Raw genomic sequence first — 15,691 nt, 5'->3', positions numbered from 1 at the left:
CCGTGCCAACGACACGCCTCAGCACCGAACCCACCGCCGTCCTCGTCCTCGAGGACGGGCGACGATTCTCGGGTCAGGCCTACGGCGCCCGAGGCCGCACCCTCGGTGAGATCGTCTTCTCGACCGGCATGACCGGCTACCAGGAGACGCTGACCGACCCCAGCTACGCCGGTCAGATCGTGGTGCAGACCGCACCGCACATTGGCAACACCGGAATGAACGACGAGGACAAGGAGTCGCGGCGGATCTGGGTTGCCGGATACGTCGTGCGGGACCCCTCCCGCGTGGTCTCGAACTTCCGCGCCGAGCGCTCGCTCGACGACGAGCTCGAGACCGACGGCATCGTCGGCATCTCGGGAGTCGACACGCGGGCCATCACGCGCCACATCCGCTCGGCCGGCTCGATGCGCGCCGGCGTCTTCTCGGGAGCCGAGCTCGCGCTGCCCGCGGAGGAGCAGCTCGCGCTCGTCCTCGGCGGCGCGCAGATGCAGGGCCTCAACCTCTCCTCCGCGGTCTCGACCGTCGAGCAGTACACGGTGCCCGCTCGCAGCGAGCGGGTCGGCTCCGTCGCGGTCATCGACCTGGGCGTGAAGACCTCGACCGTCAACTACCTCGCCGAGCGCGGCTTCGACGTGCATGTGCTGCCCGAGTCGGTGACCGCCGAGCAGGTGCTCGACCTCGCCCCCTCCGCCCTGTTCTTCTCGAACGGCCCAGGAGACCCTGAGGCGTCGGACCGCCACGTGGACCTTCTGCGCACGACCCTGCGCGCCGATCTGCCGTTCTTCGGCATCTGCTTCGGCAATCAGCTGCTCGGTCGGGCGCTCGGCTTCGGCACCTACAAGCTGCCGTTCGGACACCGAGGGATCAACCAGCCGGTGCTCGACAAGCTGACCGGCAAGGTCGAGATCACGGCGCAGAACCACGGCTTCGCGGTCGACGCCCCGATCGACGGAGAGCTCGACTCGCCCGAGGGCTTCGGTCGCGTCGAGGTCAGCCACTACTCCCTCAACGACTCGGTCGTCGAGGGTCTGCGCTGCCTCGACATCCCCGCCTTCTCGGTGCAGTACCACCCGGAGGCGGCGGCCGGCCCGCACGACTCGAACCACCTCTTCGACCGCTTCCGGGCGATGGTCCTGGAGCGCGAGCCCGCCGCGACGAACGCCCCCTCCACCCGCACCAGCACGACCTCGACCAGCACGACCGGAGAGCAGAACTAATGCCGCGCAGGGAAGACATCAACAGCGTCCTGGTCATCGGCTCGGGGCCTATCGTCATCGGGCAGGCCGTCGAGTTCGACTACTCGGGCACGCAGGCCTGTCGCGTGCTGCGCGCCGAGGGGGTGCGCGTGATCCTCGTCAACTCCAACCCAGCGACGATCATGACCGATCCCGACTTCGCCGACGCCACCTACGTCGAGCCGATCACGCCGAAGGCGATCGAGGCGATCATCGCCAAGGAGAGGCCGGACGCGATCCTGCCGACCCTGGGCGGCCAGACCGCGCTCAACGCGGCGATCCAGCTGCACGAGCTCGGGATCCTCGAGAAGTACGACGTCGAGCTGATCGGCGCGAGCTTCGAGGCGATCAACCGCGGTGAGGACCGACAGATCTTCAAGCAGCTCGTGCTCGACGCGGGTGCCGACGTGGCGAGGTCGCACATCGCGCACACCGTCGAGGAGGCGGTGGAGTTCGCCGAGGACCTCGGCTACCCGCTCGTGATCCGCCCCTCCTTCACGATGGGCGGCCTCGGTTCCGGCTTCGCGTACACCCGTGAGGAGCTCGTGCGCATGGTCGGCGACGGTCTGCACCAGAGCCCCACCACCGAGGTGCTCCTCGAGGAGTCGATCCTCGGCTGGAAGGAGTATGAGCTCGAGCTGATGCGCGACACGGCCGACAACACGGTCGTCGTGTGCTCGATCGAGAACGTCGACCCGGTCGGTGTGCACACGGGTGACTCCATCACCGTCGCCCCCGCGCTGACCCTCACCGATCGCGAGTACCAGAAGCTGCGCGACATCGGCATCCGGATCATCCGCGACGTCGGCGTCGACACGGGCGGCTGCAACATCCAGTTCGCGATTGACCCCGCCGACGGCCGGATCATCGTGATCGAGATGAACCCGCGCGTCTCCCGCTCCTCCGCCCTGGCCTCGAAGGCGACCGGATTCCCGATCGCCAAGATCGCCGCGAAGCTCGCGATCGGCTATCGCCTCGACGAGATCCCCAACGACATCACCAAGGTGACCCCGGCGAGCTTCGAGCCGACGCTCGACTACATCGTGGTCAAGGTGCCTCGCTTCGCGTTCGAGAAGTTCCCGGCCGCCGACAAGACGCTCACGACCACCATGAAGTCGGTCGGGGAGGCGATGGCGATCGGCCGCAATTACGCCCAGGCTCTGCAGAAGGCTCTCCGCTCGCTCGAGAAGCGCGGCTCCTCGTTCCACTGGGGCGCCCAGGAGCGCTCGGTCGACGAGCTGCTCGAGATCGCGAAGACCCCCACCGACGGCCGTATCGTCACCGTGCAGCAGGCGTTGCGACTCGGTGCGAGCATCGAGCAGGCTTTCGAGGCGACCAAGATCGACCCGTGGTTCCTCGACCAGATCGTGCTGATCAACGAGATCGCCGAGCTGGTGCGCGAGCACGACGGTCTCGATGCGGGTGTGCTGCGCCTGGCCAAGGACCACGGCTTCTCGGACGCACAGATCGCTGAGCTGCGCGGCCTCGGCGAGGCGGAGGTGCGCGGCATCCGCCACGGGCTCGACGTGCGCCCGGTGTACAAGACGGTCGACACCTGCGCCGGGGAGTTCCCGGCGCTCACCCCCTACCACTACTCGTCCTACGACGAGGAGACGGAGGTCGTCGCCGCCGATCGTCGCAAGGTCGTCATCCTGGGCTCCGGTCCGAACCGCATCGGACAGGGCGTCGAGTTCGACTACTCGTGCGTCCACGCCTCCTTCGCGCTCTCGGCCGCGGGTTTCGAGACGATCATGATCAACTGCAACCCCGAGACGGTCTCGACCGACTACGACACCTCCGACCGCCTGTACTTCGAGCCGTTGACGCTCGAGGACGTGCTCGAAGTCATCCACGCGGAGTCGCAGTCCGGCGAGCTCGTCGGCGTCGTCGTGCAGCTGGGCGGCCAGACCGCTCTCGGCCTCGCAGCCGGTCTCGAGGCGGCGGGTGTGCCGATCCTCGGCACGACCCCCGCCAACATCGATCTGGCGGAGGAGCGCGGCGCCTTCTCGCGGATCCTCGACGAGGCGGGACTCGTCGCCCCCCGCAACGGCACCGCGATCGACCTCGACGGAGCCCGCGAGGTGGCCACGGAGATCGGCTATCCGGTGCTCGTGCGCCCCTCGTTCGTGCTCGGTGGGCGCGGGATGGAGATCGTCTATGGCACGCCTCAGCTGGAGGACTACTTCGATCGGATGGCGGAGGAAGGCATCATCGACGCCACCCACCCGCTCCTGGTCGACCGCTTCCTCGACGACGCGATCGAGATCGACGTCGACGCGCTCTACGACGGCGAGCAGCTCTACATCGGCGGAGTGATGGAGCACATCGAGGAGGCGGGGATCCACTCGGGCGACTCGGCCTGCACGCTTCCGCCCGTGACCCTGGGCCGCCAGCAGATCGACCGCGTGCGCGAGGCCACTCTCGCCATCGCCCAGGGCGTCGGCGTGCGAGGCCTGCTCAACGTGCAGTTCGCGATCGGCCAGGGCGTGCTCTACGTGCTGGAGGCGAACCCGCGCGCCTCGCGGACCGTCCCGTTCGTCTCGAAGGCGCTCGGCATCCCGCTCGCGAAGGCTGCCTCGCGGCTGATGGTCGGCGAGACCATCGCCGCGCTCAAGGCCGAGGGCCTGCTGCCCGAGCGCGACGGCTCCGACGTGCCGATGGACTCGCCGATCGCGGTGAAGGAGGCGGTGCTGCCGTTCAAGCGCTTCCGCACGAAGGACGGCCAGATCGTCGACTCGCTCCTCGGCCCTGAGATGCGCTCGACGGGCGAGGTCATGGGCATCGACCGGGACTTCCCCCGCGCCTTCGCGAAGAGCCAGGACGCGGCCTACGGCGGCATGCCCTCCAGCGGCACCGTGTTCATCTCGGTAGCCGATCGTGACAAGCGTGCGATCGTACTGCCGGCCCTGCGCCTGCGCCAGCTCGGCTTCGAGATCCTCGCCACGGAGGGTACCGCCGAGGTGCTCAACCGCAACGGCATCCAGGCGCGCATCGTGCGCAAATACAGCGAGACCGCGGTCGGCGACTCGCCGTCGATCGTCGAGCTGGTCAGTCGCGACGAGGTCGACGTGGTCATCAACACGCCCAGCGGAGGCGCCAGCCGCGCCGACGGGTACGAGATCCGCGCCGCCGCGGTCGCCGCCGACAAGCCGCTGTTCACCACGATCGCCCAGCTCGCGGCTGCCGTCGCCTCACTCGACGCGGCCAACGAGCCGTTCGAGGTGACCAGCCTGCAGGACTACGCCCTGCGCCGCGCGGAGCGCACGGCGTGAGCGCGGTCGGCACCGCCGCCTCCTTCGGCTCGCGCCTGGAGGCGGCGTTCGCCGCGCACGGACAGCTCTGCGTGGGGATCGACCCGCACGCGTTCCTCCTCGATCAGTGGGGGCTCGCCGACGACGCCGACGGGCTCGAGTCGTTCGGTCGTCGTGTCGTGGAGGCCTCGGCCGGCCGAGTGGGGATCGTGAAGCCTCAGGTCGCGTTCTTCGAGCGGCACGGCTCGGCGGGCTACGTCGCCCTGGAGCGGGTCCTCGCCGACGCGCGCGCGGCGGGCCTCCTCGTGATCGCCGACGTCAAGCGCGGCGACATCGGCACCAGCGTGACCGCCTACGCGGAGGCCTGGCTGCGACCGGGCTCGCCGCTTGAGGCCGACGCGATGACCGCCGCCGCGTATCAGGGCGTGGGCTCGCTCGAGGGCATGCTCACGCTCGCCGAGGAGGCGGACAAGGGCGTGTTCGTGCTCGCCGCGACCTCCAATCGGGAGGCGCGCCCGGTGCAGCGCGCGATCGTGCACGACGGGCCGCGAGCTTCCGCGACCGTGGCGAGCGCCGTCGTGGCCGACGTGGCATCCTGGAACTCCGACCGCGCGCGGTCGCCGATCGGCTCGATCGGCGTCGTGCTCGGAGCCACCGTCGCCCTCGGCGACTTCGGCATCGACACCTCGGCGCCCCCGCGCCCCGCGCTCCCGGTCCTGGCGCCCGGCTTCGGCCATCAGGGCGCCGCGGTCGCCGACGCACCACGGCTGTTCGGTGCGCTGGCCGCCTCGACCATCGTGAGCGAATCGCGCAGTGTCCTCGGTGCCGGCCCCTCCGGGATCGCCGCCGAGATCGTCCGCCGTGCCACCGACATCCAGGAGACCCTTGTCCGCTGAATCCGTCAGCCCCGACCTCGGATCCGCCACGCCGGAGCCGGCGCTCCGTCGCGCCTCCCCGCCCGACGTCGACCGTCGTGCCGCGTCCGAGGCCGCGATCGCCGCGCGTCGCGCGCGTGCCGAGGTGAAGAAGGCCGTCGCCTCCGGCCGGCGGCCGGGCACGGCGGTGCTCGCGGCCGCGCAAGCCGAGCCGCTCGGAGTGGAGGGGCGCATGCGGGTCAGCGAGCTGCTGCGCTCCGTGCCCGCGCTCGGCGTCGTCAAGACCCCGCGCGTCATGGACCAGTTGCAGATCGCCGCCTCGAAGCGGCTCGGCGGACTGGGACGTCGCCAGGTCGAGGGCCTGCACGGGTTCCTCGAGGAGCGGGAGTCGCGCCGGCGCGGGTCGGCGCGCAACCGCCTCCTGGTGCTGGCCGGTCCCACCGCCGTCGGCAAGGGGACCGTCTCGAGCTACATCCGCGAGAACTACCCCGAGGTCCTGCTCTCGGTGTCGGCGACCACCCGCGACCCCCGTCCGGGCGAGGTCGACGGAGTGAGCTACTACTTCGTGGACGACGCCGAGTTCGACCGGATGGTCGAGGCGGGGGAGTTCCTCGAGTACGCGGTCGTGCACAACGCCCACCGCTACGGCACGCCGCGCCGACCGATCGAGGCGGCGCTGGCCGAGGGCCGGCAGGTGATGCTCGAGATCGACATCCAGGGCGCGCGTCAGGTGCGCGAGCGAATGCCGGACGCCCGGCTGGTCTTCCTCCTCCCGCCCAGCTGGGACGAGTTGGTGCGGCGCCTGGTCGGCCGGGGCACCGAGAGCCCCGAGGAGCAGGAGCGCCGGCTCGCGACGGCGAAGGTCGAGTTGGCCGCGCAGGACGAGTTCGATTTCGCGGTCGTGAACAGTACCGTGCCCGAAGCGGCCCGCGAGGTCGTAGAATTGATGTCGCCTCGTGCCGACGGCGCGCCCGCTGACCCGGGTCGCTGAGCCCGAGCCACCGACCACCTCCGGGCCGACGCCCCGGCCATCGCAGGGCACCCGCTCTCGATGCTCGCTCGTCGTGCCGCTCCGGAGCCGCAGATCGGCGCCACCGCGCCCCGCAAGGAGACCCTCATGGCCAACAACCTCGGCATCATCGACCCGCCCATCGACGAACTGCTCTCGAAGGTCGACTCGAAGTACGCGCTCGTGATCTTCGCCTCCAAGCGTGCGCGCCAGATCAACGACTACTACGCCGACCTGCACGAGGGCAGCCTCTTCGACAACGTCGGCCCGTTGGTCGACTCGACCATCGACGACAAGCCCCTCTCGGTCGCTCTCCACGAGATCAACGAGGACAAGCTCGTCGCCCAGCCGCTCGCCGAGTAGTCCCGCCCGGGTGGGCGTCTTGCGCACGGCCGCGGGCCTGAACATCGTCGTCGGCGTCACCGGTGGCATCGCCGCATACAAGGCGGTCGGAGTCGTGCGCGCGCTCGTGCTCGCCGGGCACGACGTCCACGTGGTCGCGACGGAGGCGGCGTTGCGCTTCGTCGGCACGCCGACCCTCGAGGCCATCTCGCGCAACCCCGTGCACACCGAGCTCTATGAGGGCGTCGCGCAGGTGCGTCATGTCGCGATCGGCCAGGCGGCCGACCTCATCGTGATCGCGCCGGCGACGGCGCACACCCTCGCCAAGCTCGCGGCCGGACTCGCCGACGACCTGCTCGGCAACACCGTGCTCGCGAGCACCGCACCCCTCGTGGTCGCGCCCGCCATGCACACCGAGATGTGGGCGAACGCGGCGACCGTCGCGAACGTGGCGACCCTCCGCTCACGGGGAGTGCACATCGTGGGCCCGGGCGTCGGCCGTCTCACCGGCACCGACTCGGGCCCCGGCCGCATGGAGGAGCCCGACACCATCGTCGCCGAGGCCCTCGCCGTGCACGCCAGAGCGTCCGGCGCGCGACGCGACCTGGAGGGCCGACGCGTGCTCGTCACGGCGGGCGGCACCCGCGAGCCGCTCGACCCGGTGCGCTTCGTCGGCAACCGCTCCAGCGGCCGCCAGGGAGTGGCGCTCGCGCTGGCCGCGGCAGCTCGCGGGGCGCAAGTGACCCTCCTCGCCGCGAACCTCGACATCGACCCCCCGAGCGGAGTCGAGGTCGTGTCCGTCGGCACCGCGCTCGAGCTGCGGGAGGCTGTCCTCTCCGCGGCTCCCGAAGCCGACATCGTGATCATGGCCGCCGCGGTCGCCGACTATCGCCCGGCCGAGGTCTCCGCCGCGAAGATCAAGAAGGAGCAGCAGGGCGACCGGCTGGCCCTCGAGCTGATCAAGAACCCGGACATCCTGGCCGAGGTCTCGGCCGCCAAGCGCGAGGAGCAGACCGTCGTCGGCTTCGCCGCCGAGACGGAGCCCGATCGCGAGGCGATGCTCGCGCTCGGCCGCGCCAAGATCGCCCGCAAGGGGTGCGATCTGATCGTCCTCAACAGGGTCGGCTGGTCGGAGGGCTTCCAGAGCGACAGCAACGCCGTCATGGTCCTCGATCGGGCCGGCGATATAGTGGGCGAGGCTTCCGGCACCAAGGCGACGGTCGCCGATCGCGTCCTCGACGCGATCGTGCGCTAGCCGCCCTCGAGCCCCCGCGGGGGCGCGCCGAGCGCTCGCCGGCCCGCCGCCGACCGCCCACCGACTCCGGTACGAACGACCCGGCTGCACCTCCCCGGGATGAGAAGAGACGCCTCCATGACTTCCGGTTCCCTCCGCCTGTTCACCTCCGAGTCCGTCACCGAGGGGCATCCCGACAAGATCTGCGACCAGATCTCCGACCGCATCCTCGACGCCCTGCTCGCCGAGGATCCGCGCAGCCGTGTCGCGGTCGAGACGCTCGTGACCACGGGGCTCGTGCACGTGGCGGGCGAGGTCTCGACCACCGGCTACGTCGAGATCCCCGCGATCGTGCGCGACACGATCGTCAAGATCGGCTACGACTCCTCGGCGAAGGGCTTCGACGGGCGCTCGTGCGGCGTCTCGGTCTCGATCGGGCAGCAGTCGCCCGAGATCGCGGCCGGGGTCGACACGGCGCTCGAGGTGCGCAGCAACGAGGTCGGCGACGACTTCGACCGCCAGGGCGCGGGCGACCAGGGCCTGATGTTCGGCTTCGCGACCGACGAGACCCCCGAGTACATGCCGCTGCCGAGCTGGCTCTCGCACCGCCTCGCCGAGCGCCTCGCCGCCGTGCGCAAGTCGGGCGAGCTCGACTACCTGCGCCCCGACGGCAAGACCCAGGTGACCGTCGGCTACGACGGCACCACTCCCGCGACGATCGACACCGTCGTGCTCTCGACGCAGCACGCCGAGCACGTGAGCACCGCGACCCTCCAGGCCGACATCGAGGCGCACGTCATCCGACCCGTGCTCGAGACGGTCCAGCTCGACGCGTCCCGCGTGCGGCTGCTGATCAACCCCACCGGTCGCTTCGAGATCGGCGGCCCTCAGGGCGACGCCGGCCTCACCGGGCGCAAGATCATCGTCGACACCTACGGCGGCGCCGCACGGCACGGCGGTGGCGCCTTCTCGGGCAAGGACCCGTCGAAGGTCGACCGCTCGGCGGCCTACGCGATGCGCTGGGTCGCGAAGAACGCGGTCGCCGCGGGCCTCGCCTCCAGGATGGAGGTGCAGGTCGCCTATGCGATCGGCAAGGCGGCCCCGGTCGGTCTCTACGTCGAGACCTTCGGCACCGGCACGGTGTCGGACGAGACGATCATCGAGGCGATCCGCTCGGTCTTCGATCTGCGTCCCGCGGCGATCATCCACGCCCTCGATCTCCTGCGCCCCATCTATGCGCAGACCTCCGTCTACGGTCACTTCGGTCGCGAGCTCCCCGACTTCACCTGGGAACGCCTCGACCGCGTCGACGAGCTGCGTTCCGCCGCGGGCCTGTCGTAGCGGGCTCCACGGAGGTGGCCGTGGCGGCAGGCGGAGGCGTCGCGCGTGTGCTCCTGGACTCGCCCCTCCCGCAGCTGGACCGGCTGCTCGACTATGCGGTACCGGAGGCGCTGCGCGAGCAGGTGCGGCCGGGCGTTCGCGTGCGCGTGCCGCTGCGCACCGGCGGACGGATCGCGGACGCCTTCGTGGTCGAGACGGGAGAGGGCTCCGAGCACGTCGGTCCGTTGAGCGAGCTCGAGGAGCTGGTGTCTCCGCTCGTGGTGCTGACGCCCGAGGTGTGGGCGTTGGCGCGCCGCGTCGCCGATCGGGCGGCCGGGGGTGCGAGCGATGTGCTGCGCCTGGCTGTGCCGCGTCGGCACGTGCGGGTCGAGAAGGCGCGGCTCGCGGCCGGGCCGGCTCCGGAAGCCGCACCCGTGGCGTCCGGAGGCGTCGTGGGATACGGGTCCGAGGCGTTCGCGACCCTCCTCGACGGGGAGCGCCTGGCGGTCGGGGCCGTGCCCGCTCCGGTGCAGCTCGCCTCCGGAGCCTGGGTCGGGGGCTGGGCGCTCACTCTCGCGGAACTCGCGCGCGACACGCTGGCCGCGAGACGCGACGCGATCCTCGCGGTTCCCGACTACCGCGATCAGGAGCAGCTCGAACTCGCCCTGGCCGAGCTGGTCCCCGCCGAGTCCGTGGTCCGGCTCGACGCGCGCCAGAAGGGAGCTGACCGCTACGCCTCCTTCGTACGCTGCCTCGACCCCGGCCCGCGCGTCGTCGTCGGCAACCGTTCTGTGCTCTACGCGCCCTCCTCCGCACTCGGGCTGATCGCGCTCTGGGACGATGGCGACCCGCTCTTCGCGGAACCGCTCGCCCCCTACGCGCATGCGCGCGATGTCGCGCTCGTCCGCCAGGAGCAGAGCGGCGCGGGCCTCGTGCTGCTCGGCAACACGCGTACCGTCGAGGTCGAGCGGCTCGTCGAGCTGGGCTTCCTCACCGAGGTCGAGCCGCGGCCGGCCCGCCGCCCCCACGTGGTGCCGACGGCCCAGCAGTGGGCGGCCGACGACCATGACGCAGGCGCGCGCATCCCGTCCTCGGCATGGCGGGAGGCGCGCACCGGCCTCAACTCGGGCCCCGTGCTCGTGCAGGTGGCCCGACCCGGCTACGCGCCGGTCGTCGCCTGCGCGCGCTGCCGCACGGTCGCGCGCTGCAATCGCTGCCAGGGACCGCTGGCCGTGCATGCGGCCGGCGCCCGCCCGAGCTGCGGCTGGTGCGGGCTGATCGCGGCGGAGTGGACCTGCTCGGTGTGCGAGGCCACGAGCCTCCGCCTGGTCACGCTCGGCGCGGGGCGCACAGCGGAGGAGCTGGGCCGCGCGTTCCCCGGTGCGAAGGTGATCGTCGCCGACGGTCAACGGCCGGTCGTGACGCTGCCCGCCGAGCCCGCGCTCGTGGTGGCGACGCGCGGAGCCGAGCCGCGAGCCGACGGCGGCTACCACGCCGTGCTGCTCCTCGACGGCGAGCGGATGTTGGCGCGCGAGAGCCTCCGCGTCGCCGATGACGCCCTGCGCGCCTGGTCGAACGCCGCGGCCCTCGCCCGGCCGGGCGCCCCGGTGCTGCTCGTCGGCGTCGGAGGCCGGCTCGCGACGGCGCTGGCGACCTGGCGTCAGGCCGAGTACGTGCGGGCCGAGCTGATCGAGCGACGCTCGCTGCGCTTTCCCCCCGCCGTGCGCCTGGCCACGGTGAGCGGCGACGCCCACGCGGTCGAGGAGGCTCTCCAGGCCCTCGACGAGGCCGATCGTCAGGACATGCTCGGCCCCGTCGGCCTCGAGGACGGCTCCGTCCGTGCGATCGTGCGCTTCGACTACGCTCGCGGAGCAGAGGTGGCCGCTCGCCTCCGGTCCGCCGTGATCCGCAACGCCACGAGGCGCCGTCGCCCGCCGACCGCTCCCGGCCGTTTCCGGCCGGCCCCGAAGCTCCGGGTCCGCCTCGACGACCCCGACATCCTCTGACTCCCCTGGAGATCCCCGTGCGCCTCGTCTTCGCCGGCACGCCCGCCGCCGCCGTCCCGACCCTCCTCGCCCTCGTCGCTTCCGCGCACGAGGTGGTCGCGGTCGTCACCCGCCCGGACGCTCCCGTTGGCCGCAAGCGCGTGCTGACGCCCTCGCCCGTGGCGGTGGCCGCCGAACGGTCGGGCCTCCCGGTGATCCGTGCCCACCGCCTCGACGAGGAGGTGACGGAGCGGATCGCCGCCCTCGCGCCGGATCTCGGCGTGATCGTCGCGTACGGCGGGCTCGTGCGGGCCCGGCTGCTCGCCGTGCCTCGCCTGGGCTGGATCAACCTGCACTTCTCGCTCCTCCCGCGCTGGCGGGGTGCGGCGCCGGTGCAGCGCGCAGTCATGGCGGGGGAGTCTCGCGTCGGCGCGAGCGTGTTCCAGCTCGTCTCCGAGCTCGACGCGGGCGACGTCTACGCCGAGCTCGAGCAGGAGGTGGGCGAGCGTGCTGCGGGAGAGCTGCTCGAGCTTCTCGCCGAGAGCGGTGCAGGACTGACCCTCGACGTCATCGACGCCCTCGCCGACGGGAGGGCCGTCGCAACTCCGCAGACGGGGGAGGTCACCCTCGCGCCCAAGCTCGACGCGTCCGACGGGCAGATCGACTGGAGCCTCCCGAGCGCCCGCGTACTCGCCCTCGTACGCGGGGTCACCCCGGAGCCGGGCGCGTCGAGCGCGGTGGGGGAGTCGCGACTCAAGGTGCTCGCGATGCGTCCTGCCCCGGTGGGGGGCGACCCTCTCGCTCCCGGAGAGGTGCGGCTCGACTCCGGGCGCGCGGTGGTGGGCACGGCAGACGGCGCGCTCGAGCTGGTGACCGTGCAGCCGGCGGGCAAGAGCGCGATGCCGGGAGCCGCGTGGGCGCGGGGCCTCCGCGAGACGACGGTCCTCGCGTGAGCGCCCGACGCGTGGCCGCTCCCGCACGGCGGGTCGCGTACGACGTGCTGCTCGCCGTGAGCGGCTCCGACGCCTACGCCAATCTCGTGCTGCCCGCTCGGATTCGCGCTGCCGGCCTGTCCCCCGCCGACGCAGGACTGGCGACGGAGCTCTGCTACGGGACTCTGCGGATGTCGGGCTACTACGACCGCGTGATCGCGCTCGCGGCCGGACGCGCCGCCTCCGCCATCGACCCGCCGGTGCTCGACGCGGTACGGCTCGGGGTGCACCAGCTGCTCGCGACCCGCGTCGCCGCGCACGCCGCGGTCAACGAGAGTGTCGCCCTCGTCGCGGCCGGGTCCTCGCGTGGCGCCGTGTCGTTCGCGAACGCGGTGCTGCGGACGGTCTCGCGATCGAGCGCCGACGAATGGCGCGAGCGGGTGTCTGAGGCGGCCCTCTCGGGAGACGACCGGATCGCTGCGCTGAGCTCGCATCCCGTGTGGATCGTGCGGGCGCTACGACGCGCCCTCGCGGCGGAGGGCGCGGCCGACGAGCTCGACGCGGTGCTCGCCTCCGACAACGCCTCTCCTCGGGTGAACCTCGTCGCCCTGCCCGGGCTCGCCGCGAGAGACGAGATCGCCGATGCCGAGGCCGATCGTTTCTCGCCGTTCGGGATGGTCAGCACGGGAGGCGACCCGGAGTCGTTCCCGGCCGTGCACGAGGGCCGGGTCCGCGTCCAGGACGAGGGTTCGCAGCTCGCCGCGCTCGCGCTCTCGCGCGCGCGGCCGGTGCGGGCGGGCGAGCGCTGGCTCGACCTCTGCGCGGGGCCGGGCGGCAAGGCGGCCCTGCTCGCCGCGGAGGCGAGCATCGGCGGGGCGACGCTCCTCGCCAACGAGGTGGTCCCGGCCCGCGCGGGCCTCGTGCGGCAGGCCTTGGCCGCCGTCGATCCCTCCGTGGAGGTGCGCACGGGCGACGGACGTACGCTCGGGGACGAGCGGCCGGGAGCGTTCGACCGCATCCTGCTCGACGCACCGTGCACGGGGCTCGGCGCGCTGCGGCGCCGTCCGGAGGCCCGCTGGCGCAAGTCGGCCGCGGATGTCGAGCCGCTGGCCGCCCTGCAGGGCGAGCTGCTCGACTCCGCGGTGCGGGCGCTGGCCCCGGGCGGGGTGCTGGCGTACGTCACTTGCTCGCCGCACCTCGGTGAGACGCGGCGCGTGCTGGCGCTCGCGCAGGAGCGGCATGCGCTCGAGCTGCTCGACACCCCGGCGGTCTTGCGCGGGCTGACCGCCTCCCCTCTGCCCCTGCCGGAGGGCGCCCGCCATGTGCAGCTCTGGCCCCACCGCCACGGCACCGACGCGATGTTCCTCCAACTCCTGCGTCTGCGCCCCTGACACCCGCCCCTCTGCCCTCCGCGAGATGCCACTTATGAGCCTCCCCGTCGGCGTGTCGCGCTCATAAGTGGCATCTCGCGGAGGGCGGGGGGAGGGGAGGGGCGTCCGCCTAGGGTGGAGGCATGCCTGCACGGATCAACCCCAGCATCCTGTCCGCCGACTTCGTCAACTTCGAGGCCGAGCTGCGGCGCATCTCCGGGGCCGATCTCGTGCACGTCGACGTGATGGACAACCACTTCGTGCCCAACCTGACCTTCGGGCTCACGATGGTGCAGCGCCTCCAGGAGGTGTCGCCGCGCCCCCTCGACGTGCACCTCATGATCGAGGACCCCGACCGGTGGGCCCCCGGCTACGCCGAGACCGGCGCTTACTCGGTCACCTTCCACGCCGAGGCCGCGCGCGACGCGGTCGGCCTGGCCCGCCGCCTCCGCCAGATTGGCGCCCGCGCCGGGATCGCCCTCAAGCCCGGGACGATGGTGGACGAGTATCTCGAGCTGCTGCCCGAGTTCGACCAGGTGCTCGTCATGACGGTCGAGCCGGGGTTCGGCGGTCAAGCCTTCATGGAGGAGACGATGCCCAAGCTGCGCACGCTCCGCCACGTCGTCGACCGCACCGGTCTGGACGTGTGGCTCCAGGTCGACGGAGGCATCGCCCCTGGCACCATCGAGATCGCGGCGGAGGCGGGGGCCGACACCTTCGTGGCCGGCTCGGCGGTCTTCGGCGCCGACGACCCTGAGGCGGCGATCGCGGCCTTGCGTGAGTCGGCGTCCGCGCACCTCCACCGGCACGGAGCGCCGTGACGGGTGATCAGGAGGCCGGCGGGGCACGCATCGGTGCGGCCACAACGGGCGCCGCGTATAGACTTCCCCGGTGAAAACATTCGACGACCTCTTCGCTGAGCTGGGCGAGAAGGCCGCCGCTCGCCCCGAGGGATCGGGCACGGTCCGCGAGCTCGACGCCGGCGTGCACGCCATCGGCAAGAAGATCGTCGAGGAGGCCGCCGAGGTGTGGATGGCCGCCGAGTACGAGGGCGACGAGCGCACCGCCGAGGAGATCTCGCAGCTGCTCTACCACCTCCAGGTGCTCATGCTGGCGAAAGGCCTCACGACGACCGACGTCTACCGACATCTGTGAGCCCTGCCCCGCTCGCCGGGGTGCGCCGCCGATCCGCGCCGTCGCGCCCGCACGCTCCGCGAGGAGCCCTGCCGCCCAGAGACCAGTCGACGAGTCCTGAAGGACGTTCCACCGTGACCACCACCCCCGCCTCCGCTCTCCTGCGCGTGGCCGTGCCCAACAAGGGCTCCCTCTCCGAGACCGCCGGACAGATGCTCGCGGAGGCGGGCTACGCCGGCCGCCGCGACCCCAAAGAGCTGCACGTCGTCGACGAGCGCAACGGCGTCGAGTTCTTCTACCTCCGTCCGCGAGACATCGCGACGTACGTCGGCTCCGGAGCTCTCGACGTCGGAGTCACCGGCCGCGATCTGCTCATCGACTCGGGGTCGGAGGCGCGCGAGATCGCGAGCCTCGGCTTCGCGAACTCCACGTTCCGCTTCGCCGGGCCGGCCGGCCGTTACGACACGCTCGCGCAGATCGACGGCCTCCGCGTGGCGACCAGCTACCCCGGGCTCGTCGGCCGCTTCCTCCGCGAGCACGGCGTCGAGGTCACGCTGATCCGCCTGGACGGCGCGGTCGAGTCCGCGATCCAGCTCGGGGTCGCCGACGTGATCGCCGACGTCGTGGAGACGGGTACCACGTTGCGCAAGGCCGGTCTGGAGATCTTCGGCCCGGTCATCCTCGATTCCACGGCGGTGCTCGTCTCCGCCGCGGGCGAGCCGGAGGGTATCCCGGTGCTGTTGCGCCGCCTCCAGGGCGTGCTCGTGGCGCGCCAGTACGTGCTGCTCGACTACGACTGCCCTGCGGCCCTGCTCGAGGACGCCACAGCGATCGCGCCGGGCTTCGAGTCGCCGACCGTGTCGCCGCTGCACGATCCCGAGTGGATCGCCGTGCGGGTCATGGTGCCGCGTACGGACATGAACCAGGTGATGGACCGCCTGTACGACCTCGGTGCCCGCGCGATCCTCGTGACCTCGATCCACGCCGCGCGCCTTTAAGGAGGA

Annotated in this window: 13 protein-coding genes; all 13 read left to right on the top strand. The window is 71.9% G+C overall.

Annotated features, from left to right (window positions below):
* The first annotated feature begins 2 nt into the window (after positions 1-2).
* The 13 genes from carA (at position 3) to hisG (ending at position 15,685) form a co-directional block, all read left to right on the top strand.
* Positions 3-1,217 (top strand): glutamine-hydrolyzing carbamoyl-phosphate synthase small subunit, encoded by a 1,215-nt coding sequence (carA, locus tag ITJ45_RS07825; protein ID WP_194607957.1) that lies wholly within the window; start codon positions 3-5, stop codon positions 1,215-1,217.
* Positions 1,217-4,507, top strand: a complete 3,291-nt coding sequence (gene carB / locus ITJ45_RS07820) for a carbamoyl-phosphate synthase large subunit (protein ID WP_194607958.1) — start codon at positions 1,217-1,219, stop codon at positions 4,505-4,507. Before carA ends, carB begins: the two co-directional genes overlap by 1 nt.
* On the top strand, positions 4,504-5,382 hold the full coding sequence (gene pyrF / locus ITJ45_RS07815; RefSeq protein ID WP_194607959.1) for an orotidine-5'-phosphate decarboxylase: 879 nt from the start codon (positions 4,504-4,506) through the stop codon (positions 5,380-5,382). The genes carB and pyrF overlap by 4 nt, the downstream gene beginning before the upstream one ends.
* The gene (gene gmk / locus ITJ45_RS07810; protein ID WP_194607960.1) at positions 5,372-6,352 is read left to right on the top strand and encodes a guanylate kinase; all 981 of its coding nucleotides are present in this window, start codon (positions 5,372-5,374) and stop codon (positions 6,350-6,352) included. The genes pyrF and gmk overlap by 11 nt, the downstream gene beginning before the upstream one ends.
* Positions 6,353-6,478: 126 nt before the next feature.
* Complete coding sequence (gene rpoZ, locus ITJ45_RS07805) at positions 6,479-6,733, top strand: DNA-directed RNA polymerase subunit omega (protein WP_055791825.1); 255 nt, start codon at positions 6,479-6,481, stop codon at positions 6,731-6,733.
* A 37-nt stretch (positions 6,734-6,770) separates the two neighbouring features.
* The gene (gene coaBC, locus ITJ45_RS07800; RefSeq protein ID WP_194609039.1) at positions 6,771-7,967 is read left to right on the top strand and encodes a bifunctional phosphopantothenoylcysteine decarboxylase/phosphopantothenate--cysteine ligase CoaBC; all 1,197 of its coding nucleotides are present in this window, start codon (positions 6,771-6,773) and stop codon (positions 7,965-7,967) included.
* A 117-nt stretch (positions 7,968-8,084) separates the two neighbouring features.
* Positions 8,085-9,287: a methionine adenosyltransferase gene (gene metK, locus ITJ45_RS07795; protein WP_194607962.1), complete on the top strand. Its 1,203-nt coding sequence runs from the start codon at positions 8,085-8,087 to the stop codon at positions 9,285-9,287.
* 20 nt (positions 9,288-9,307) lie between these two features.
* Entirely contained in the window at positions 9,308-11,272 is a 1,965-nt protein-coding gene (locus tag ITJ45_RS07790; protein WP_194607963.1) for a primosomal protein N', read from the top strand.
* Between the two features lie 17 nt (positions 11,273-11,289).
* Positions 11,290-12,204, top strand: coding sequence for a methionyl-tRNA formyltransferase (locus ITJ45_RS14030; RefSeq protein WP_323742889.1), 915 nt, complete (start codon positions 11,290-11,292; stop codon positions 12,202-12,204).
* Positions 12,201-13,574 (top strand): RsmB/NOP family class I SAM-dependent RNA methyltransferase, encoded by a 1,374-nt coding sequence (locus ITJ45_RS07785; protein WP_323742890.1) that lies wholly within the window; start codon positions 12,201-12,203, stop codon positions 13,572-13,574. Before ITJ45_RS14030 ends, ITJ45_RS07785 begins: the two co-directional genes overlap by 4 nt.
* A 122-nt stretch (positions 13,575-13,696) precedes the next feature.
* Positions 13,697-14,374 carry a ribulose-phosphate 3-epimerase gene (rpe, locus tag ITJ45_RS07780; protein ID WP_194607965.1) on the top strand — a complete coding sequence of 226 codons (678 nt, stop codon included), beginning with the start codon at positions 13,697-13,699 and terminating at the stop codon, positions 14,372-14,374.
* 70 nt (positions 14,375-14,444) lie between these two features.
* Entirely contained in the window at positions 14,445-14,708 is a 264-nt protein-coding gene (locus ITJ45_RS07775; protein ID WP_194607967.1) for a phosphoribosyl-ATP diphosphatase, read from the top strand.
* A 113-nt stretch (positions 14,709-14,821) separates the two neighbouring features.
* On the top strand, positions 14,822-15,685 hold the full coding sequence (hisG, locus tag ITJ45_RS07770; protein ID WP_323742891.1) for an ATP phosphoribosyltransferase: 864 nt from the start codon (positions 14,822-14,824) through the stop codon (positions 15,683-15,685).
* The last annotated feature ends 6 nt before the right edge of the window (positions 15,686-15,691 follow it).

The organism is Rathayibacter sp. VKM Ac-2879 (assembly GCF_015351245.1).
Classification (GTDB): Bacteria; Actinomycetota; Actinomycetes; order Actinomycetales; family Microbacteriaceae; genus Rathayibacter.
Note: the sequence above shows the minus strand (reverse complement) of the source record. Positions and strands in the feature narration are given on the sequence as shown.

What these genes read in the sequence shown, in the direction of transcription:
- rpe (WP_194607965.1), top strand. Translation starts at nt 13,697, where the DNA reads ATGCCTGCACGGATCAACCCCAGCATCCTGTCCGCCGACTTCGTCAAC.
- carB (WP_194607958.1), top strand. Translation starts at nt 1,217, where the DNA reads ATGCCGCGCAGGGAAGACATCAACAGCGTCCTGGTCATCGGCTCGGGG.
- metK (WP_194607962.1), top strand. Translation starts at nt 8,085, where the DNA reads ATGACTTCCGGTTCCCTCCGCCTGTTCACCTCCGAGTCCGTCACCGAG.
- rpoZ (WP_055791825.1), top strand. Translation starts at nt 6,479, where the DNA reads ATGGCCAACAACCTCGGCATCATCGACCCGCCCATCGACGAACTGCTC.